16 protein-coding genes are annotated in these 21,499 nt (G+C 69.8%); 8 read left to right on the top strand and 8 right to left on the bottom strand.

What is annotated here, in order from left to right:
• Nucleotides 1-357: 357 nt before the first annotated feature.
• Together AC4BGB_RS07055 and nrdR are read right to left on the bottom strand one after the other, a co-directional pair.
• On the bottom strand, nucleotides 358-3,318 hold the full coding sequence (locus AC4BGB_RS07055; RefSeq protein WP_490546012.1) for a vitamin B12-dependent ribonucleotide reductase: 2,961 nt from the start codon (nucleotides 3,316-3,318) through the stop codon (nucleotides 358-360).
• A gap of 133 nt (nucleotides 3,319-3,451) precedes the next feature.
• Nucleotides 3,452-3,928: a transcriptional regulator NrdR gene (gene nrdR / locus AC4BGB_RS07060; protein WP_490546013.1), complete on the bottom strand. Its 477-nt coding sequence runs from the start codon at nucleotides 3,926-3,928 to the stop codon at nucleotides 3,452-3,454.
• A 398-nt stretch (nucleotides 3,929-4,326) separates the two neighbouring features.
• Between nrdR and AC4BGB_RS07065 the strand changes: the two genes are divergently transcribed.
• The 5 genes from AC4BGB_RS07065 to AC4BGB_RS07085 all read left to right on the top strand — a co-directional run bounded on the left by AC4BGB_RS07065 (nucleotide 4,327) and on the right by AC4BGB_RS07085 (nucleotide 7,246).
• Complete coding sequence (locus AC4BGB_RS07065; RefSeq protein WP_490546015.1) at nucleotides 4,327-4,641, top strand: hypothetical protein; 315 nt, start codon at nucleotides 4,327-4,329, stop codon at nucleotides 4,639-4,641.
• Nucleotides 4,642-4,726: 85 nt separating this feature from the next.
• Nucleotides 4,727-5,017 (top strand): hypothetical protein, encoded by a 291-nt coding sequence (locus AC4BGB_RS07070; protein ID WP_490546017.1) that lies wholly within the window; start codon nucleotides 4,727-4,729, stop codon nucleotides 5,015-5,017.
• 108 nt (nucleotides 5,018-5,125) lie between these two features.
• Nucleotides 5,126-5,683, top strand: coding sequence for a DUF6318 family protein (locus AC4BGB_RS07075; protein ID WP_490546018.1), 558 nt, complete (start codon nucleotides 5,126-5,128; stop codon nucleotides 5,681-5,683).
• 304 nt (nucleotides 5,684-5,987) lie between these two features.
• Nucleotides 5,988-6,515 carry a hypothetical protein gene (locus AC4BGB_RS07080; RefSeq protein WP_490546020.1) on the top strand — a complete coding sequence of 176 codons (528 nt, stop codon included), beginning with the start codon at nucleotides 5,988-5,990 and terminating at the stop codon, nucleotides 6,513-6,515.
• A gap of 41 nt (nucleotides 6,516-6,556) precedes the next feature.
• Nucleotides 6,557-7,246 carry a lysoplasmalogenase gene (locus AC4BGB_RS07085; RefSeq protein WP_490546022.1) on the top strand — a complete coding sequence of 230 codons (690 nt, stop codon included), beginning with the start codon at nucleotides 6,557-6,559 and terminating at the stop codon, nucleotides 7,244-7,246.
• Between the two features lie 393 nt (nucleotides 7,247-7,639).
• Here the strand turns inward: AC4BGB_RS07085 and AC4BGB_RS07090 are convergent, their stop codons facing one another.
• A complete protein-coding gene (locus tag AC4BGB_RS07090) occupies nucleotides 7,640-8,191 on the bottom strand; it encodes a LysM peptidoglycan-binding domain-containing protein (RefSeq protein ID WP_490546024.1) in 552 nt (183 codons plus the stop codon).
• A gap of 293 nt (nucleotides 8,192-8,484) precedes the next feature.
• Here AC4BGB_RS07090 and lexA point away from each other — a divergent pair, with 293 nt between their 5' ends.
• Entirely contained in the window at nucleotides 8,485-9,303 is an 819-nt protein-coding gene (lexA, locus tag AC4BGB_RS07095) for a transcriptional repressor LexA (protein ID WP_490546026.1), read from the top strand.
• A 42-nt stretch (nucleotides 9,304-9,345) separates the two neighbouring features.
• A complete protein-coding gene (locus AC4BGB_RS07100) occupies nucleotides 9,346-11,496 on the top strand; it encodes a hypothetical protein (protein WP_490546028.1) in 2,151 nt (716 codons plus the stop codon).
• A 35-nt stretch (nucleotides 11,497-11,531) separates the two neighbouring features.
• Here AC4BGB_RS07100 and AC4BGB_RS07105 read toward each other — a convergent pair whose 3' ends face one another.
• Nucleotides 11,532-13,526, bottom strand: a complete 1,995-nt coding sequence (locus AC4BGB_RS07105; protein WP_490546795.1) for an ATP-dependent DNA helicase — start codon at nucleotides 13,524-13,526, stop codon at nucleotides 11,532-11,534.
• Nucleotides 13,527-13,635: 109 nt separating this feature from the next.
• On the opposite strand from AC4BGB_RS07105, the gene AC4BGB_RS07110 reads away from it, so the two are divergent.
• Nucleotides 13,636-15,396 (top strand): BCCT family transporter, encoded by a 1,761-nt coding sequence (locus AC4BGB_RS07110; RefSeq protein ID WP_490546030.1) that lies wholly within the window; start codon nucleotides 13,636-13,638, stop codon nucleotides 15,394-15,396.
• 109 nt (nucleotides 15,397-15,505) lie between these two features.
• Here the strand turns inward: AC4BGB_RS07110 and AC4BGB_RS07115 are convergent, their stop codons facing one another.
• The 4 genes from AC4BGB_RS07115 to ggt all read right to left on the bottom strand — a co-directional run bounded on the left by AC4BGB_RS07115 (nucleotide 15,506) and on the right by ggt (nucleotide 21,429).
• Nucleotides 15,506-16,066: a LemA family protein gene (locus AC4BGB_RS07115; RefSeq protein WP_490546032.1), complete on the bottom strand. Its 561-nt coding sequence runs from the start codon at nucleotides 16,064-16,066 to the stop codon at nucleotides 15,506-15,508.
• 60 nt (nucleotides 16,067-16,126) lie between these two features.
• A complete protein-coding gene (locus tag AC4BGB_RS07120) occupies nucleotides 16,127-17,869 on the bottom strand; it encodes a DUF2207 domain-containing protein (RefSeq protein WP_490546034.1) in 1,743 nt (580 codons plus the stop codon).
• A 70-nt stretch (nucleotides 17,870-17,939) separates the two neighbouring features.
• Nucleotides 17,940-19,457, bottom strand: a complete 1,518-nt coding sequence (gene hflX / locus AC4BGB_RS07125; RefSeq protein WP_490546035.1) for a GTPase HflX — start codon at nucleotides 19,455-19,457, stop codon at nucleotides 17,940-17,942.
• 100 nt (nucleotides 19,458-19,557) lie between these two features.
• Nucleotides 19,558-21,429, bottom strand: a complete 1,872-nt coding sequence (ggt, locus tag AC4BGB_RS07130) for a gamma-glutamyltransferase (RefSeq protein ID WP_490546037.1) — start codon at nucleotides 21,427-21,429, stop codon at nucleotides 19,558-19,560.
• Nucleotides 21,430-21,499 lie beyond the last annotated feature (70 nt).

A 21,499-nucleotide genomic window follows, 5' to 3' on the forward strand; every position in this document is an offset into this window, starting at 1 on the left:
GACGGCTGCGTCGAGGGGCTGGGCCGGCGCGGCGAACGCGGCGCCACTTGTTCGGCTCGAGGTCGGCGCGCTTGCAACCCGTGGCATTGCGGGGCATGGCGGCCGCCGACAAGGAGGTCGATGAGCTGGCTCCGGTGGGGAACGGGCAGCGGTGGCATCCGACCGGCGGCAGTTGTGCGCAGCGCCCCTTGAACAAGTCCGGCCCAGCCTCCCCCCGTGAAGGGAAGACCAGGCCGGAAGTGTGAACAGATCATCATCACTATCAATCTCTAGGACTCATAGTCATAGGGATTGGCAGTCATGCAATTCGCTGACAGAACGTGCAACTGACCGCTGACAAACGCGTGCAACTCGGGGTCAACTGCAGCCGCTGGTGCTCCCGCAGCCCTCACACACGAAGCAGCTGCCAGCAGGCCGCATCTTCGTCCCGCACGTCATGCACAGGGGCGAGTCAACAGCGACGCCGGTGATCTTCTCGAAGAGCTCAGCGGAGGTGTGGGCCTCCCCCGTGCCGACCTTGGCGGGGACCTCGCGGGCCTCGGCGCCGTGGGTGTCCTTGGTCTCGATGACCTCGGCGCGGTTGTCGACGTCGCCCGAGTGGTCTCGGCTGTCCGCTCGCTTCGCTCCCTGCTCGACCACCTGTGAGGCGCCCTTGGCCTCGGCGATGTCGATCTGGATGAGCTCCTCGGCTCCCCCGGTCTCCTCGACGGGCTCATACGAGCCGGTCTCGAGGTGGCGCTGGCGCTCCTCGGCGGAGTAGATGCCGAGCATCGAGCGGTCCTCGAAGGACAGGTAGTCCAGCGCCAGGCGGCGGAAGACGTAGTCCATCAGGGACTGGCTCATCCGGATGTCGGGGTCGTCGGTCATGCCCGAGGGCTCGAAGCGCAGGTTGGTGAACTTCGAGACGTAGGTCTCGAGCGGGACGCCGTACTGCAGGCCGATGGAGACCGCGATCGAGAAGGCGTCCATCACGCCGGCCAGGGTGGAGCCCTGCTTGCCGAGCTTGAGGAATACCTCGCCGAGCTCGCCGTCGGCGTGCGCACCGGAGGTCATGTAGCCCTCCGCGCCACCCACGGTGAAGCTCGTCGTCAGCGACTTGCGGCTCTTGGGGAGGCGCTTGCGGAACGGCTTGTGGATCTCCACGACCTTCTCGACGACCTCAGGCGTCTCGGCTGAGGTCGAGATGCCCTGGTCCTTCTTCGCGGAGTCGGACTTGCCGTCGGAGAGCGGCTGGCCGACCTTGCAGTTGTCGCGGTAGACGGCCGTCGCCTTGAGGCCGAGCTTCCAGGACTGCAGGTAGATGTCCTCGATCTCCTCGACCGTCGCGGTCTCCGGCAGGTTCACCGTCTTGGAGATCGCACCGGAGAGGAACGGCTGGCAGGCAGCCATCATCCGCACGTGACCCATCGGCTTCAGGGCGCGGGCGCCCATCGCGCAGTCGAAGACCTCGTAGTGCTCGGGCTTGAGGCCGGGCGCGTCGATGACGTGGCCGTTCTCGCCGATGAACTCGACGATCGCCTCGATGGTCTCCTGGGCGTAGCCCATCTTCTTCAGCGCCCGCGGGATCGTCTGGTTCACGATCTGCATGGAGCCGCCGCCGACGAGCTTCTTGAACTTGACCAGCGAGAAGTCCGGCTCGATGCCGGTGGTGTCGCAGTCCATCATGAAGCCGATGGTGCCGGTGGGCGCGAGCACGGAGGCCTGCGCGTTGCGGAAGCCGTTCTTCTCGCCGAGCTTCTGCACGTCGGCCCAGGCCTTCGTCGCCAGCTTGTGTACGCCGGCGTCGTGCACACCGAGGGTGCGCACCACGTCGTTGGCGGCCTGGTGCTTGCGCATCACCCGCTTGTGCGCCTCGGCGTTGCGGGCGTAGCCGGCGTACGGGCCGACGACCGCGGCGAGCTCGGCGGAGCGGCGGTAGGACTGGCCGGTGAGCAGCGAGGTGATCGTCGCGGCCATCGCTCGGCCACCGTCGGAGTCATAACCCAGGCCCATCGCCATCAGCAGCGCGCCGAGGTTGGCGTAGCCGATGCCGAGCTGGCGGTAGTTGCGGGTGGTCTCCGCGATCGGCTCGGTCGGGAAGTCCGCGAAGCAGATCGAGATGTCCATCGCGGTGATGATGAAGTCGACGGCCTTGGCGAACAGCTCGGCGTCGAACGTGTCGTCGTCCTTGAGGAACTTCAGCAGGTTCAGCGACGCCAGGTTGCACGAGGAGTTGTCCAGCGACATGTACTCCGAGCACGGGTTGGACGCGGTGATCCGGCCGGTCTCGGGGTTGGTGTGCCAGTCGTTGATCGTGTCGTCGTACTGCAGACCCGGGTCGGCGCAGGCCCAGGCGGCCTCGCTGATCTTGGTGAACAGCTCGCGGGCGTCGATGGTCTCGATGACCTCGCCGGTGCCGCGCGAGCGCAGCCCGAACTCGGTGCCGTCCTCGACCGCACGCATGAACTCGTCGCTGACGCGGACCGAGTTGTTGGCGTTCTGGTACTGCACGCTGACGATGTCGGCGCCGCCGAGGTCCATGTCGAACCCGGCGTCGCGCAGGGCGCGAATCTTGTTCTCTTCCTTCGCCTTGGTCTCGACGAACTCCACAATGTCGGGGTGGTCGACGTCGAGGACGACCATCTTGGCCGCACGACGCGTGGCGCCGCCCGACTTGATGGTGCCCGCGGAGGCGTCGGCGCCGCGCATGAAGGAGACCGGGCCGCTCGCCGTACCGCCGCTGGAGAGGAGCTCCTTGGAGGAACGGATCCGGGAGAGGTTCAGGCCGGCACCGGAGCCGCCCTTGAAGATGAAGCCCTCTTCCTTGTACCAGTTCAGGATCGAGTCCATCGAGTCGTCGACGGAGAGGATGAAGCACGCGGAGACCTGCTGCGGCGACGGGGTGCCGACGTTGAACCACACGGGAGAGTTGAACGAGAAGTACTGGTTGACCAGCAGCCAGGTGAGCTCGTGCTCGAAGAGCTCGGCGTCGGCGGGGGTGGCGAAGTAGCCGTTCTCCTCGCCGCTGCGGGTGTAGGTCTTCACGACCCGGTCGATGAGCTGCTTGAGGCTGGTCTCACGGGCCTCGGTGCCGACGGCGCCGCGGAAGTACTTGGTGGTGACGATCGTGGAGGCGTTCACGCTCCAGGTGCTGGGGAACTCCACGCCGCGCTGCTCGAAGACGACCGCGCCGGTCTTCCAGTTCTGCTGGTGGACGTCGCGGCGCTCCCAGGTCAGCTCGTCGTAGGGGTGCACACCCTCGGTGGAGAAGACCCGCTCGATCTTCAGCCCCTTCTTGTTGCGCCCGCGTGCTCCGGTCCCGGTCACCGTTTCCGTCATGTTCCCCTGCTCCCTGATTCGTTTCGCGTCGTCGTACTTCTCGAGTGGTGCTTGTCTTCGTCTTGCTGCGTGTTGCTTGCTGCTGGTTGCCCAGCGCGGTCGCTTCCCCACGACCACGCCGGGCGGTCTGTGGTCAGCCCGTGGGCTGAGGTTGTACGGCGTTCGGCCGGTCGAGCCGGAGCATCGCGATCTCGGTCTCGAAGTCCTCGGCGGACTCGAACGCGCGGTAGACGCTGGCGAAGCGCAGGTAGGCCACCTCGTCGAGCTCACGCAGCGGACCGAGGATGGCCAGGCCGATCTCGTTGGCCGGCACCTCCGCGAAGCCGACGCTGCGCAGGGTGTCCTCGACGGTCTGGCCGAGACGGGCCAGGTCGTCCTCGGAGACGGGCCGGCCCTTGCACGCCTTGCGTACGCCGGCGACGGCCTTCTCGCGGGTGAACGGCTCGGAGGTGCCGCTGCGCTTGATCACCGAGAGCTGCATCTGCTCGACCGTGGTGAACCGCTTCTCGCACGTGGGGCACGAGCGCCGACGACGGATGGAGGAGCCGTCGTCGGCGACCCGTGAGTCGAGCACCCGGGTGTCTGAGTTGCGACAGAAGGGACAGTGCATCCGGGGCTCCTCTCAGGGGGTTCTCGTGCCACTTGTCAGGGCTCCACACAGGTCCAACCTGTGTGTTCTCCTGTGGATTCCGCGGTGGATAACCCGGGTTTCTGTGGGAAACCCCATCTGTCCTGTGCGACTAGATGTGGATAACTACAACGGTGTAACTACTAGATGTAGTGGTAACCGTACGCCTGCGGCCCGAGGGGTGCAACACCATCGGGGAAACGAATCCGGGCCGATGCCGGGCTGTTCGCGTTGTCGCAGGTCAGAGCACGGAGGGCCGGATCGAAATAGTCATTTCGGGTGGTCTGTACCCACCCGTTCGTCCGTCCGTTTTGCGGCGTACGGCCGTGCTGTGGATCAGCACTCCCTGTGGATCGTCGTTCTGGGTGAAGATGAGGCCTATGGGCACACAGGAAGGGACGCTGACATCGGGGGACGAGGCACCTCGTCCACCGGGCCTGCGTGTGCTCGGGCTCGCCCTGGCGGTCACGGCCACGCTCGTCGCGTGGGGCGTGCTGGTGTACGCCGCGATCGACTTCGGCGGCGAGGCCCGTGCCGGCCAATCGGTCGCCTGGGTCCTCCTGGGCATCACCACGATCGGTGCCGCGACGTGCCTGTTCGCAGCCCTGCTGCTCGGCACCCGACTCCTCGCCGCGGCGCAGGGGCGCCCCGTCCCCGCGCGCCCCAAGGGTGGGCGTCGACGAGCCGGTCGCTAGCGCGCGTGGCACCGTGGCCGTGCTCCCTGTCACGCATCGGCCCTGCCGCCACGGGTCTGTCACCGTCGCGTCGTAGGCTCAGCCGGTGAGCAAAGTCGACGCCCTCAGGGCCATGCGTGAGGCCAGGTACGCCCGCGACAGCGCCAGCGGACCCACCCGCCGTGAGGCAGCTGCCGCTGCCGCAGGAGGGGCGCCCGTCGCCCCCCGCGCGAAGGTCTCCCCCACCAAGGCGACGCCGAGCAAGGCGAAGAGCAAGTCGGCTGCAGTCGACGCGGCAGCCGAACCCGAGGCCGAGCGCTGCGGGCACAAGTCGATGAACGGCCGCTCCTGCACCCGCGACGCCGGTCATTCGGAGAAGAACCACCGCTACAGCTGACCGATCGCGCCTTGTCCACAGGCACGGATTCGGTCTAGCCACCGCGTCCCGGCAGTAGTTGACTGCCGAGGACTGCAGGCGCGAGCAATCCTGGGCGGTGAGTGGCCAATGCGCACCCTGGCGCCCCGACTCGCTGCCACGGCGACGGTGCTCGCGCTCCTCGTGAGTGGGTGCGGAGGCGGCAACCCCGAGCCAGCCCCGGCGCCGAAGCCGACGAAGAGTACGTCGCCCTCGGCGAGCCCGAGCGCGCCGGTTTTGCCGGAGGCGGCGAAGGCGAAGGACGATCAGGCCGTTGAAGCGTTCGCGCGTCACTATGTGAATGTCATCAACTTCGCCACAGCGACGGGTGACCGCGCAGGTCTCGACAGTATGGCTAGCGATAAGTGCAACAGCTGCCGACGACTTTCCGCGCGCATCAAGGCGATCTATAGCGGTGGCGGGTCGATTAAAAGCTCTGGATGGCGCGTGACCGCAGTCGAAGTGGTGCCGGACCAACCGCTGACCCGTAAGTACGTGGACCTAGCCATCGTCCAGTCACCGCAGGTTCTAATTCCGAAGGCTGGCGCGAACGTTCAGCGCTTCCCCGGCGGCAAACAGTTGTTGACGATGCTGCTCGCTCGCAGTCCAGAGGGTTGGCTCGTCACGCAGATGACCTTGGCGGGCTAACGTGCAGCGACTCTGCGCAGCACTTCTCTTGGCGACTTTCCACGTCATCTCCCCGACGCAAGTACACGCTCGCGCTTGCGGGGCATCCGTGGTGGCTTCACAAGACGCGCTCAACGCGTCGTTTGACTGTGTCACCCCTGGCGACGCGCAGCCGCGTGGCGAATCGCCGGCACGAGGAGGGCCGTCTGCGAATCGCTCGACCTTTGAGTGGCGTAGCCCGTGCTCAAGATCCGGTGACAATGACGAGAATCTTTGCCCGGCGAACACATGCCCTCCTGGCGAGCAGATCTATCGGCTCTGGCAGTTGACGCCACCTCCTGCGAGGCCATTGGCACTGGTGTGCTCCGGCGACGGGCCACCTGCTGTGGAGGCCGCTGCTCCCCCGCAGGTGACCGAGGCGATGATCCTGGCGGCGTTCCGGCGGGTCCCGCTGCCGTCGCTTCGCTCGCAGAGCCAGCCGGCGGACAAGACGCTGATCAACTTCGACACGATCTTCTTCACGCGGGCCGAGCCGCTGACCCGCCAGGTCACCTTGCTCGGACAGTCCGTCCGTCTCGAGATCGCGCCCAGCCGGTTCGAGTGGGTGCACGGCGACGGGACGACGGCGGTGACCACGACCCCGGGAGCGCCGTACCCGGCCAAGGAGATCGTGCACCGCTATGCCGACGCGCACCGCACGGTCGCGCACCGGGTGGTGGTGACCTGGAGCGCGGAGTACTCCCTCAACGGCGGCTCACTGCGGCCGGTCAACGGCACCGTGACCACCTCCGGCCCGGCCACTGCCCTGCGGGTCGCGGAGGCGAGTCCGGCGCTGAGCGGGCGTGGGCACTGATCAGGTTCCTGAGAGGCCTGTCCGTGCACTAGGTTCCCCCGGTGCGAACGCCGAGAACCTCCACCAGACTCAAGCTCGCCTACGCCGGCCTGGCAGCTGCCGACACCTGGCTCTCGGGCCGCCCGGACAGGTGGGCGCACCGCGTCCGTCTGGTGACCAAGCCACTACTGATGCCCGTGCTCGCGGGATCGCTCGCCACCGATCCCCGCGCCCGCACATCCCCCCTGCGCACGACGACCCTCGTCGCCCAGGCGGCCGGCTGGGGCGGCGACGTCGCCCTCCTCCGACCCGGTACGCGAGCCTTCCTGGCCGGCGCCGGGTCCTTCGGTGTGGGACACGTGGCCTACCTGACCGGTTTCCTGCGTCACGGTGGAGCCAGGACGCTCACGGCGGGTCCAGGGGCCCGCGCTGTCGTCGGGACGTGGGCGGTCACCGGACCTGCGATCGCGGTGCTCGCGGGACGCCGGCAGCGCGAGCTGGGTGGCCCGGTGCTCGGGTACTCGACCCTGCTGTCCGCAATGGCGGCCGCGGCGACGATGCTCGATGGCGGCATCTCGCCGACGGCTCGCCGGATGACCGCTGCCGGTGCGGGGCTGTTCCTGCTCTCCGACACCCTGCTCGGGCTGAGGGAGTTTGTACTCACTGATCCGCCGGAGGCGTTGGAGACGGCTGTGATGGCGACGTACACGGCGGGGCAGTTCCTGCTCAGTGAGGGTGCTGCGCGGGCCTGAGCGTGCTGCTCGCCTGGAGTGGTCTCGACTGACCGCTCACTTCGTTCGCTGCTCGACCACCTTGTGGGTCGCATTGAGCGCGTGCCTCGCCCTGAGTGGTCTCGACTAGCCGCTCACTTCGTTCGCTGCTCGACCAGCTTGTGGGCGGCTGAGGCTTGCCTGTCACGTGAGTGGTCTCGACTGACCGCTCACTTCGTTCGCTGCTCGACCACCTTGTGGCGGCTGAGGCTTGCCTGTCGCGTGAGTGGTCTCGACTGGCCGCTCGCTTCGCTCGCTGCTCGACCACCTTGGTGGGGATGGGGGCGGGGTGGGTCGAGCGTGTCGGCCCACCCCGCGGGTCCCCCGTGCCGGCGACCCGGGTCGAAGAGGTCGTCGGCACGTCTGGTGCCAAGGTCAGCCGCGCGGGACCGCGAGCTTCTGGCCCTCGGCGATCTGACCACCGGGGAGCGAGTTGAGCTCCTTGATCCGGTGCACCATCGTGCGGATCTCGCCGGGCTGGGCGAGGTCCGCTGCGATGTCGTAGAGAGTGTCGCCGGGGGCGACCTCGATCACCCGGACCGGCTCGGGGGTGCCTCCGGAGAGGCCCGCGGCGGCCCAGCCGCCGAAGGCGGTCATCAGGGCGAGCGCGAGGCCGAGGAAGGTGAGCACCGCGACGACGCGGCCGCGGCGGGTCAGCCGCACCCGTCGGGGGGTGGCCGGACCAGGCTGCGCAACCGGGGCGACCCGGCGCGAGGAGCGGACGCGGCGTGCCGCCGGGGCCGAACGGGCCGGAACTGCCTCGAGGGCGCGCTGCCCGTAGTCGAGATCGAAGACCCGGTCGAAGTCGACCTCGACGCGGCGGTCGCGCTGCGTCGGGACCGCGGCGCGGACCAGGGCGTCGAAACGCGCGTCGACCTCGTTGGCGGAGGTGGCGTCCTGCGGGCGGTGAATGCTGAGAGTGCTCATCGGTCAACCTTTCGGGGAAGTGCCCGGCCCAGGTGGCCGAGCGGTCGGTTGGCGACCCCTGCTGTGTGTTGATCGATTTCTATCGGCAGCCACTGACAAGTTCGTTTTCCGTGGACCTGCCGGGCTGATCGAGCGTATGTTCGATCGAACACGTGTACGACGTTAGGGCACGTGTTCGAACGAAGCAAGCACCCAGTCGAACAAATGTTCGGCTGGTTCGCCCGACAAGTGGCGCGACACGCCCTTCGAACATGTGTTTGAAGTGACGCATGTTGCTGGACTAGGTTCTCCCCATGGCGACTCGCGATCAGGACCCCCAGAAGCCCACCCGGCTCCCCCGGGCGAAGAAGACCGCCCAGAAGACCACGCCGAAGACCACCGCGGCCACGCTCGAGGCGGGAGCCGGCGCCAAGGTCACCGAGCTTCCGGACGCGGCTCCGGACAGCACCGGCCTGACCCCCCGGCAGCAGCGCATCCTCAACGTGCTCCGCGAGTCGATCGAGAAGCGCGGCTACCCGCCGAGCATCCGCGAGATCGGCGAGCTCGTCGGGCTCACCAGCTCCTCCAGCGTGGCCCACCAGCTGCGCGTCCTGGAGGGCAAGGGCTTCATCAAACGCGACCCCAACCGCCCGCGCGCCCTCGAGGTGTTCATCCCCGAGCTGATGGCCGCGCGGCGTGCGATCGCCTCGGCGGACGAGGCGGGCTACGACCAGACGGGCCTGGGCGACGCCGTACCCACGCCCACGATGGTGCCGCTGGTCGGCCGGATCGCCGCCGGTGGACCGATCCTCGCCGAGGAGAAGGTCGAGGAGATCTTCCCGCTACCCAAGAGCCTCGTCGGCGACGGCACCCTGTTCCTGCTCGAGGTCTCCGGCGACTCGATGATCGACGCCGCCATCTGTCACGGCGACTACGTGGTGATCCGCCAGCAGCCCGACGCCGAGAACGGTGAGATCGTGGCCGCCATTCTCGACGGCGAGGCCACGGTGAAGACCTTCCAGCGCCGCGACGGCAAGGTCTGGCTGCTCCCGCACAACGATGCCTACGACCCGATCGACGGCACCTACGCCACCATCCTGGGGAAGGTGACCACCGTCCTGCGCCGGATGTGAGACAACTGGGTGGAATAGCATTATTTCGGACATACTGCACGAATGTCCGTACGGTCCTGGCGCGCGTGCGTCATCGCAGTGCTCGCGCTGCTGCTGGTCGCCGTACCCGCACTCCTCGCACAGGACGGGCGTTCAGGCGAGCCCTCCGCCGGCCCGCAAGCCGTCCCGCTCGCCCCGGGAGCCGGCGAAGACCCCTCGGCGCCCGCGGGCGATCCCGGCAGGGCGCGTCCCACCCCGGCTGTCCAGGAACAGGCCGTGGGCAGCGCTTCCAAGCCCGGCGCGTCGCTCGCGGACAACCGGACCCAGCCTGCCGCCGACCCTGAGCCCCGCGTCCTGCCCGAGCGGATGCAGGGCCGCCCCGCCGTACGCGCGCTCGGTGACCGGCTCCCCGCCGTGGCCGCCAGCAACGGACTCTCCCCGGCAGGCTTCGAGGAGCTGCTGGTCGAGGACGACACCGTCTGGCTGACCCCGGAGGGACGGGTCTACTTCGAGGAGGAGGCCCCCGCCGAGGTCACCACCACCTCGGGTGCCGCCGCCCCGACCGTGGCCGCGGCGTACGCCGTGAGCGAGACCTTCACCCTGCACAGCCGGCCGGACGCCCCCCGCAAGATCTTCCTCGACTTCGACGGGGCCACCGTCACGGGCACCGGCTGGAACACCTCCAGGGGCGGCTCGATCCCCGACGGCGTCCACACCGGCTTCGACACCGACGGTTCACCGAGCACGTTCAGTGCCTCCGAGCACGGGTTCATCCAGGAGGTCTGGCGCCAGGTCGCGGAGAGCTATGCCCCGTTCGACGTGGACGTCACCACGCAGGATCCCGGCGTCGCCGCGATCACCAGGAGCTCGGCGAGCGACACCACCTACGGCACCCACGTCGTGGTGACCAGCTCCGAGGCTCCCCGGGCGGCGGTGTGCGGCGGCTGCCTCGGAGTGGCCTACCTCGGCACGTTCAACCTGATCAGGGCCACCCCCGACTACCAGCCGGCCTGGGTCTTCGCCTACAACAAGGGCTTCGACCCGATGACGGTGGCGCAGGCGGCCACCCACGAGACCGGGCACAACCTGGGACTCCAGCACGACGGCACCACGTCCACCGACTACTACGCCGGCACCCGCGCGTGGGGCCCGATGATGGGTTCCTCGATGAACCGGGCAGTGAGCCAGTTCAGCATCGGGGAGTACGCCAGGGCCAACAACACCCAGAACGACTTCGCCGTGATGCAGTCCAACGGACTCCCGCTGCGCACCGATGACCACGGCGGGACCGTCCAGACCGCCACGCCGCTCACCGCCAGCACGCCGTACGACGTCTCCGGGGTGATCGGCACCCGCACCGACACCGATGTCTTCGCGATCACCCGCTCGTGCGTGAGCGAGCTGCGGGCCTCCGTCACCGGCATCGGCGCCCAGACCGCGCTCGACCTCAAGCTGGACCTCCTCGACGCCGACGGCCGGGTGCTGGTCAGCAACTCCCCCGTCTCCGGCTACACCGGCACCACCGTCCCGGTCTCAACCGGGATGAACGCCTCCCTCGTGCGGGAGCTGGGTCTCGGGACCTACTACCTGCGCGTGGACGGTGTCGGCAACGGCGATCCGCTCTCGGGCGGCTGGTCGGACTACGGCAGCCTCGGGCAGTACCGCCTCACCGCGACCGGATGTCCGACCACCCCCACCGACCCGCTCTCCCCGTCACCGACTCCCACTCCCAGTCCGGGGCCGTCCCCTGCCCCGGGAGCGACCCCGTCGCCCAGCGCCCCGGCGGTGCCGGCGCCCAAGCCGACCGCGGCTCCGGCACCCAAGCCCACTGCGCCGAAGCCCCCGGCTCCCAAGGCCCCGGCTCCCAAGGCCCCGGCCCCCAAGGCCCCGGCTCCGCAGGTCAAGAAGCCCACCGCACCGCGCATCGGCGTCGCGGCCGCCGGCGCCCGCCGCGGACCCAAGACCGCGCTGGTCCGCTGGGGTGCCCCCGTCCGCACCGGCGGTGCCGCGATCACCCGCTACCGCGTCGTGGCGTTCCGCCTCAACGCCCGCAACCGGGTGGTGCGCACGTTCGCCTCCGGCTACCAGCGGGCGAGCGCGAGATCGCTGGTGATGCGCCTTCCGCGCGGCCGCTACGTGTTCAAGGTGATGGCCCAGAACAGGGCCGGCTCCTCGCCGTGGTCGCCGGCCTCACGCGTCGTCCGGGCCCGCTGACAGGTCCGGCAGGTGGCGGACTGCTCCGGTTGGCCCTAGCCCTGGGCCAGCCGCTTCAGCGCCCGGCGTACGACGGCGGGGTCGTCGGTCTGCCACATCGGCGGCAGGCTGGCGCGCAGGAAGCCGCCGTAGCGAGCCGTCACCAGCCGCGGGTCCAGGCAGGCCACCACTCCCCGGTCGGTGGTCGTGCGGATCAACCGGCCGGCCCCCTGGGCCATCAGCAGCGCCGCGTGCGTGGCGGCCACCTTCATGAACCCGTTGACCCCGGCCTTGTCCGCGGCCCGCTGGCGCGCCGACATCAGCGGGTCGTCGGGGCGTGGGAACGGGATCCGGTCGATGATCACCAGCTGGCAGGTGTCCCCGGGCACGTCGAGGCCCTGCCACAGGCTGAGGGTGCCGAACAGGTTGGTGTGCGGGTCGCCGACGAACTGCCGGGCCAGCTCGGGCAGCTGCGCGTCGCCCTGCGCCAGCGTGGTCAGGTGCGGCAGCGCCTCGCGGACGTGCTCGGCCGCAGCCTCCGCGGCGCGACGACTGGAGAACAGCCCCAGCGTGCGGCCGTCGGCCGCATCGACGAGCTCGGCGATCTCGTCGAGGTGGGCCTGGGTGAGGCCGTCACGGCCCGGGGGCGGGAGGTGCCGGGCGACGTAGAGGATCGCCTGCTGGCCGTAGTCGAACGGAGAGCCGACATCGAGGCCCTCCCAGGTCCCGTCGCTCGCCTCGGTCGCCCGGTCGCCGGGGCGCAGCCCCAGCGAGGCCGCGACCGCGTCGAAGTCGCCGCCGAGCTTGAGCGTGGCCGAGGTGAACACCACGGTCTTCTCGGCGAGCAGCTTCTCCCGCATCGGGCCGGCCACCTCCAGCGGCGCCACGCACAGGGGGTTGGCCCCGCGGGGACGGTCGCTCTTCCCGCCGGAACGGTCGGCGATCCAGAGCACGTCGCGGTCCGAACCTGACGACATCCGCTCGGCCACCTTGAACAGCTCCTGGGCCCAGCCCCTGGCCTGGGTGCTCGCCGCGTCGGCGCCACCGCCCTCACCGCCCCGGGGCGCGTCCTTGGGGAACGCCGAGACGAGTGCTCGGGCCGCGTCGCGCACCAGCACGATCGCGTCGGCTAGCTGCTCGGGCACCCGGTCGATCCGCCCGGGCTCGCTGACCTCGATCGCGTCCCGCAGCCGCTCCCCGGCATCGGCGAGGTCGTCGGCCTCGGGCCCGTCGACGTGGCGCTGGGAGCGGCGCGCCGTACGGTCGATCTCGAAGACCGAGAGCTCGTCGGTCGCTGCCTGGGTCACCCGCGAGACGAGCTCGTGCGCCTCGTCGATCACCGCGACGTCGTACTCCGGGATCATCGGCACGCCCTCGATCGCGTCGATCGCCAGCAGCGAGTGGTTGGTCACGATCAGCTGCGATCGCGCCGCCTTCTCCTTGGCGCGCTCGGCGAAGCACTCCATGCCGTAGGGGCACTTGGCTGCCCCCAGGCACTCCCGGTGGCTCACGCTGACCTGTCGCCAGATGCGGTCGGTGTGCCGCGGCGCATGGTCGCGCTCACCGGTACCGCTCTCCCTGGCCTCCTCCTCGACCCACTCGCGCAGGGCGAGGACCTCGGCGCCCTGCGACCCCTCGGGGAGCTCGACCAGCGCACCCTGGTCGTCGGGCACTCCCTCGCGGACGCGGTGCAGGCAGGCGTAGTTCGAGCGCCCCTTGAGTACGGCGTAGCTGCCGTTCTCGCCGAGCTGGTCACCGGCCGCCTCGATCAGCGCCGGGATGTCGCGCTCGACCAGCTGGTGCTGCAGGGCCAGGGCCGCCGTCGCGATCACGACCCGGTCGTGGTGCAGCAGCGCCGGGACGAGGTAGGCCAGCGACTTGCCGGTGCCGGTGCCGGCCTGGACGAGGAGGTGCCGACCGCGCTCCATCGCCTCGGTGACGGCCTCCGCCATCGCCACCTGGCCGGGCCGCTCCTGGCCGCCGAGCTCGGCCACGGTCGCACCGAGGACCGTCCGCACATCACGCTTCTCGACCGACTCCTGGACCACCAGGGCACCCTATGTCCTGGCTCCACCAGGTCCGTGAGCGCGCACACACCCTGAGGCGGGAGGGTGCACTTCAGGCTGGTCAACGCGTTGCGTTCTGGGGTAAGCAAGTCAGATGTCCACCACTGAGAAGACTCCAAAGCCCGCTCGCCGGGCCGGGCGCGGCCACTTCACCGTCCACCCGGCCCTGGAAAGTCCGGTCGAGGACCACCAGGCCACAGGCGGCCTGGACCGGGTCGTCTTCGGTGTCACCGCCGCGATCGCGCTCGCCTTCCTGGTGTGGGGCTTCGTCGACACCGGCTCCCTGGGCAGCGCGTCCTCCTCGGCCCTGGACTGGACGGTCACCACGATGGGGTGGCTGTTCGTGCTCACCGCCTCGGCGTTCGTGCTCTTCGTGATCTGGCTCGCGATGGGCAAGTTCGGTGACATCCCGCTGGGCAACGACGGCGAGCGCCCGGAGTTCTCCACCATCTCCTGGGTGGCGATGATGTTCAGCGCCGGCATGGGCATCGGCCTGATGTTCTACGGCGTCAGCGAGCCTCTTGCGCACTTCGTCACCCCGCCTCCCGGCACCGGGGGCGAGAACGATCCGGCCGCCGTCCAGACCGCGATGGCCACCACGCTGTTCCACTGGACGCTGCACCCGTGGGCGATCTACGCCGTGGTCGGCATCGCGATCGCGTACGGCGTCTACCGCAAGGGCCGCCCGCACCTGATCAGCGCGGCGTTCACCTCCCTGATCGGCAAGCGTCGCGTCGAGGGCCCCGCCGGCCGGGTGATCGACATCCTGGCCATCTTCGCCACCCTGTTCGGCTCGGCCGCCTCGCTGGGCCTCGGTGCCCTGCAGATCGGCAGCGGCCTCGAGATCGTCGGCGGCATCGGCAAGATCGGCAACGGCGTGCTGGTCGGCGTGATCGCCGTACTCACCGTCTGCTTCATCGCCTCGGCCGTCTCGGGCATCAGCAAGGGCATCCAGTGGCTCTCCAACATCAACATGGTGCTCGCGCTGACCCTGGCGGCGTTCGTGTTCGTGGTCGGACCCACCGTGTTCATCCTCGACCTGGTCCCCACGGCGCTGGGCTCCTACTTCCAGGACCTCGCGCAGATGTCGGCTCGCACCGAGGCCGCCGGCGGCGACGGCATGGCCTCGTGGCTCTCCGGGTGGACGGTCTTCTACTGGGCCTGGTGGATGTCGTGGACCCCGTTCGTGGGCATGTTCATCGCCCGGATCTCCCGCGGTCGCACGATCCGGCAGTTCGTCACCGGCGTGCTCCTCGTCCCCAGCCTGGTCAGCCTGGTCTGGTTCGCGGTCTTCGGTGGTGCAGCCATCAAGCTGCAGCAGGGCGGCACCGACATCGGCGGCGAGTCCAGCGCCGAGGGGCAGCTGTTCGCGATGCTGGAGCAGTACCCATGGGCAACCTTGACCTCGGTGCTCGTGATGATCCTGGTGGCGATCTTCTTCGTCTCCGGAGCCGACGCCGCCTCGATCGTGATGGCCGCGCTGTCCGAGCGAGGCACCCTGTCCCCCAGCCGCTGGGTCGTCATCTTCTGGGGCGTCACCACCGGTGGCGTGGCCGCGGTGATGCTGCTGATCGGCGGCGACACAGCCCTGACCGGCTTGCAGAACATGACCATCGTCGCGGCCCTGCCGTTCGCGCTGGTGCTGATCGGTCTCTGCGTCGCCCTGGTCAAGGACCTCCGCTCCGACCCGCTGATCGTGCGCCGCGAGTACGCCGCAGCCGCTGTCGAGGACGCGGTCGTCAGCGGCGTCACGCGGCACGGCGATGACTTCTCGCTCTCGGTGGAGGAGAAGCCGGAGGCCGAGCCGCAGGCTGGGCCGCAGACTGGGCCGCAGGCCGGGCCGCGGGAGGGCTAGCCGGTTTCCCAGGTCTAGATGTCAAACTGCCTCTTCACACACCGCGTGGGGTGTGTGAAGAGGCAGTTCGGGTTCATCACCTGGGAAACCGGGTCCACGGAACCGCCCCTCAGAACGTGACGCTCGGCGCGCTCGCCTGGCCCTCGGGGGCGCGATAGAAGTCGCGCTCGTGCACGCTGGCGATGCTGGTGAAGAACATCCACGGGATCGTCTGGGTGAGCTTGTTCAAGGTGGCGACGGCGTCGTTGTAGTACTGGCGCGCGAACGAGATCTTGTCCTCGGTCTCCGCGAGCTGGGTCTGCAGCTCGAGGAAGTTGGTGTTCGCCTTCAGGTCGGGGTAGTTCTCCGCGACCGCGTTCAGGCTCACCAGCGAGGAGGTGAGCTCGGCGTCGGCCGCGGCCTTGGCCGGCACGTCGTCACCCTGCGCCGCCTGCTGCACCCGGGTGCGCGCGTTGGTGACCTGCTCGAAGACCCCCCGCTCGTGGGTGGCGTAGCCCTTCACCGTCTCGACGAGGTTGGGGATCAGGTCGGCGCGCCGGGTCAGCTGCACGTCGATGCCACCGAGCGCCTCCTGGGCGCCGATGTCGGCGGTGCGGAGCTTGTTGAAGCCGATGATGCCGAAGCCCACGAGCGCCACCACGACGACGGCGATCACGATCAGTGTGGTCATGTCAGTTCCTTCTCTCAGGTGTGGTGGCCGCGGTGACCACCGTGAGTGTGGCGCAGCGACTCACCAGGAGCCACCCCCGCCGCCGCCTCCGCCGCCACCGCCGGAGAAGCCGCCGCCGCCCCCGCCGCTGCTGCTGCTCGAGGAACTGCTCTGGGAGTCCTCGTACGCCGAGATGGCGGAGTTGACCGTCGAGGAGAAGTCCTCGACCAGGTCCGAGGCGATGCTCCCGCCGGCGTACCCGCCCGCCGAGCCGGCGAGGTAGTGCGGCTCCGGGGGTGCCTCGCCGGTCTCGAGCTGGTACTTGCGCGCCCACTCCTCGGCGACCCCGAACGCCACGGCCCAGGGGATGTAGCTGGTGTAGAGCTCCTTGCGTCCGGAGAAGTCGAAGCGCTGCTCGGCCGACGGGGTGGCCAGCATCCGGCGGAACCCGCCGATCCGTGACCACAGCTCCCGACCCGCCTCCGTCCGCTTGGTGCTCGAACCCGGCACCAGCAGCTCGGCCGCGGCCAGGGCGAACAGCCCCGGGACCAGCGCGAGGGCCGAGACGTGGAACGGGTTGGCCACACCGATCCCGATCGCGAGCAGTGCCGCAACGATCACCAGGACACCACCGAGGCTGCCGATCCCCGCAGTGACGATCAGGTGTTGCTGCCTCGCCCAGGACTCGACCTCGGACTCGAATCCGGAGATGGCCCGTTGCAGCTTCTTGCCGGCCTTGACGCTCGCGTCGGCCTGGAACGAGCCGCCACGGACGCCGAGCTTGGTCACGGCGTACGCGGTGACCGGGTCGAGGCGCTGCCAGGCGGCCTTCTCCATCGTGTCGGTCACCTTCCAGCCGCCCTCGTTGCGACTGAGCCGGGTGGCCCCGACCTCGGCGGTCTGCATGATCGAGGCGACGAACCCACGCTGGTCGACGTCCTCGCTGTGCAGGTACGCCGCCTGCGCCGGCCCGATTCCCTCCGGTGGGGCGTACATCAACGGGAACTGCGGCTTGCGTTCCCTGGTCCGCCTGGCCAGCCACTCCCCGATCAGTCCCGCCGCGGCGGCCAGCAGGAGCAGCGAGACCAGCGCCGGCGTGCTGGTGCCCAGGACCGGGTCCCACCGCAACGGCCATGCCGAACGCTCTCGCTCCGGCGCGGCCAGGTCGAGCGAGGTCTTCACCGTCAACGGGGTACGCCGGGCGATCTCCCCGGTGGTGACCGTGAAGCCGTTGCCACTGACAGCGGCGGTGCACCCGTCGGCGCTCCCGACGCCCACCGCGCAGCGGACGTCCTGCGGCGGGCCGGGCAGGGTGACGCTCAGCCGCGCTCGGTCGATCCCCATCTGCCAGCCCCCGGGGACGAGGTTCCAGTAGAACTGCGAGCCGGCGCCCGCCGGGGCGAGCACTCCGTCGATCGTGTAGCTGATGACGTAGGTGTGCTCGCCGCTGATCTCCCGGGAGGCCGAGCCGATCTTCACGTTGCGGTAGCGGCTGTTCCCGACGTTCTCCACGTCGAAGTCCTCGGGCCGGCCGTCGCGGGTGACCGCGATGTCCTGCGGCTCGAGCCGGACCCGGGAGTCGCCCGGGTCGCGCAGGTCGAAGAACCTGAAGATGCCGTGCTTGTCGGTCCGGAAGTCCACCGTCAGCGACTCGGTCGCGCTGAGCCGCCCGTCCTCGGAGACCACGAAGTCGGCCGTGTAGTCGGTGATCCTCGTCGGGTCGAAGCGCCCCTCGTCACCGTCCGATCCCCAGTAGAGGGCCGGGAAGACGAGCATCAGGGCGAGCACGAGCAGCCCGAGAACGCGGCCCCCCCAGCGCAACATGCCCGCACGCTACTGGCTGCCGCGCTCCCCCGTGTCGGAAACGGTGCGGTCGGCCGGGTTGCCGGAAGCCTCAGCCCTGCTGGGCGTACGGCGCGAGCTCGCCGGCGAGCGCCTCGTTGACGCGGGCGGTGAGCAGGGTGCCGTCGGGGGTGTGCTCCACCGAGAGGACCTCGCCGCCCTCGTGGGCGCGGCTGAGCAGGTCGCCGCGGTCGTAGGGAAGCAGCGCCTCGATCTCGACCGAGGGGTGCGGCAGGTCGGCCTCGACGGCTTCCAGCGCCTCGGCGATTCCCTCGCCGGTCTGGGCCGAGACGACCACGGAGTGTGGCTCGCGCTGGCGCAGCCGGGCCAGCACCAGCGGGTCGGCGATGTCGGCCTTGTTGATCACCACGAGCTCGGGCACCTTGTCGGCGCCGATCTCGGCGAGCACCTCGCGCACGGCGGCGATCTGGCCCTCGGGGTCGGGGTGCGAGCCGTCCACCACGTGCAGGATCAGGTCCGCGTCGGCGACCTCCTCCAGCGTGGACCGGAACGCCTCCACGAGCTGGTGCGGCAGGTGCCGGACGAAGCCGACGGTGTCGCTCATCGTGTAGATGCGGCCGTCGGAGGTCGTCGTACGCCGCGTCGTGGGGTCCAGCGTCGCGAAAAGGGAGTCCTCCACGAGCACGCCGGCGTCGGTGAGCCGGTTCAGCAGCGAGGACTTGCCGGCGTTGGTGTAGCCCGCGATCGCCACGCTGGGGATCTCGTGGCGACGACGCCCGGAGCGCTTGGTGTCGCGGGTGGTCTTCATGTGGGCTAGCTCGCGGCGCAGCTTGGCGATCTTGGTGTTGATCCGCCGCCGGTCGGTCTCGATCTTGGTCTCACCGGGGCCACGGCCACCGATGCCCTCACCGCCGGCGACCCGGCCACCGGCTTGGCGGGAGAGGTTGCCACCCCAGCCGCGCAGCCGCTGCTTCATGTAGCTGAGCTGGGCCAGCTCGACCTGCGCCTGACCCTCCTTGCTCTTCGCGTGCTGCGCGAAGATGTCGAGGATCAGGGCGGTCCGGTCGACGACCTTGACCTTGACCTTGTCCTCGAGGTTCCTCAGCTGGCTGGGAGCGAGCTCCCCGTCGAGGATCACCGTGTCGGCGCCGGTCGCGCGGACGATCTCGGCGAGACCCTCGACCTTGCCGCGGCCGATGTAGGTCGCGGGGTCGGGGCTGTCGCGGCGCTGGTAGAGCGCGTCGAGCACCTCCGAGCCCGCGGTCTCCGCGAGCAGGGCGAGCTCGGCCATCGAGTTCTCGGCGTCCTGGACGGTGCCGCTGGTCCACACGCCGACGAGGATGACCCGTTCGAGCCGGAGCTGGCGGTACTCGACCTCGGAGATGTCCTCGAGCTCGGTGGAGAGCCCGGCGACGCGGCGCAGCGAGTGCCGCGCGGCGAGGTCCATCTCGCCGGTGGTCTCGTCGGCGGCCTCGGGCCACTCGGTGTCGGTGTCAGCGCGTGCCGGGGCAGCGTGATCGGCCGCGGAGGCGTCGGCCGGGGAGTCGTCCCAATCGGCTGTCTCGGCAAGCTCGGCGGCGAGGTCGAAGTGTTCTGGTGCGTTCGTCATACGCGTCCAGAGTATGGCGGCACGCAAGTCATTAGTGCAGATCGGGGCCGAAGATCCGATTTGGGCGACTGCGTCGGCGACGACCCCGAAGGCGACTCCGTCACCGCCGGGAGACGACGAGCGCCGAGCCACCGCCGCGGCGTACCGGCTCGCTGACCGCGGTGACCTGGCCGCGGGGCCCGAACTCGATCGCGGTGGCCGCCCCGATCTCCGCCTTGCTCGTGAGCGCGTCACCGGCCAGGACCAGGTCGTGGTCCAACGGCGCCAGCACCTTCTCGTACGCCGAGATGAACGCCGGCTCCGCGGTCACGGTGGCGGTGTTGCGCTGCGAGGCGCGCGGCGCGGCGATCGCCTGCTCGACGCTCATCCCCCGGTCGAGCCGGTTGAACAGCATCTGCAGCACCGTGGTGATGATCGTGGAACCGCCGGGCGAGCCCAGCGCCAGGAACGGCTTGCCGTTCTTGAGCACCAGGGTCGGCGCCATCGAGGAACGGGGCCGCTTGCCCGGCTGGATCCGGTTCGGGTCGGCCGGGTCGTAGGTGGCGGAGAAGTCGGTGAGCTCGTTGTTGAGCAGGAACCCGCGGCCGGGCACGGTGATCCCGGAGCCGCCGGTCTGCTCGATCGAGAGGGTGTACTCCACGACGTTGCCCCACCGGTCGGACGTGGTCAGGTTGGTGGTGTCGATGTTCTCGGTGTCGGCGGCCTTGCGCCCGCTGCTCGCGGGGTCGCACTTGCCGTCGTAGCTCGCGACGTTCCCGGCCGCCACCGGCTTGGTCGCCGCCCTGGCCGGGTCGATGCTGCAGGCGCGCTCGGCGGCGTACTTGTCGGAGAGCAGGTCGCGCAGCGGCACCTTGGTGTACGCCGGGTCGCCGACGTACTTGCCGCGGTCGGCGAAGGCCAGCGCGCTCGCCTCGAGGTAGCGGTGCAGCGCGTTCGCGTCGCTCATCCCGCTCAGGCGGAAGCGCTCGAGGATGTTCAGCGCCTCCCCCACGGTGGACCCGCCGCTGGAGGACGGCGCCATCCCGTAGACGTCGTAGCCGCGGTAGCCCACCCGGGTCGGTGCCTGCTGCTTGACCCGGTAGCGCCTCAGGTCGCCGGCGGTCAGGTGGCCCGCCGGGACCGGCAGGGTGGCGTCGGCCCGCTTCGGGGGCGACTGGACCGTGCGTGCCATCTGCCGGGCGAGCTTGCCCCGGTAGAAGGCCTTGGTGCCCTTGCGGGCGATCAGCTGGTAGGTGCGGGCGAGGTCGCGGTTGCGGAACACCGAGCCGACCGCGGGCGGCTTGCCGCCGGGCAGGAACAGCTTGCGGGTCGCCGGGAACTGCGCGAACCGGGCCTGGTTGTCGGCCGTCTGCTCGTTGAAGGTCTTGTCCACCACGAACCCGCGCTTGGCCAGGCGGGTCGCGGGACGCAGCGCCTGGCGCAGGCTCTTGCGGCCCCACTTGCGCACCGCGGTCTGCCAGGTCGCGAGCGTGCCCGGGGTGCCGACCGCAACGCCGCTGGTGACCAGCTCGGGGGTGAAGTTGTAGGGCTTGCCGGTCGCGGGGTCGATGAACGCGTTGCGCGGCATCGTGCGGGGCGCGGTCTCGCGGCCGTCGAGGGTGCTCACCTTGCCGGTGCGCCCGTTGTAGTGCACGAAGTAGCCACCGCCGCCGATGCCGGAGCTGTAGGGCTCGGTGACGCCGAGGGCGGCTGCAGTGGCGATCGCCGCGTCCACGGCGTTGCCGCCCCGGCGCAGCACCGCGATGCCGATCCGCGAGGCCTCGGGGTCGACCGAGGTGACCGCGCCGCCGTACCCCTTGCTGGTCGCGGTCTTCACGTTGTAGCGCTTCTGCTTCGGTGGCAGCTCGCGGGACTGCTTGACCTCCGCCTGTCCGGTGGCCCCCACGGCCGGGGGCGGCACCAGGGCGAGACCGGCGAACCCGGTGAGGACGGCCGTCCCGGCGGCCACGAACCTGCGATGTGCCTGCGACATGGGTGCTCCCGAAAACGTCGACGAGTGCGTTCATCCAAGATGAGCACGTCCGGGCGACGCAAGGGGGGAC

The sequence above is a fragment of the Nocardioides sp. Z30_9 genome, assembly GCF_058215735.1.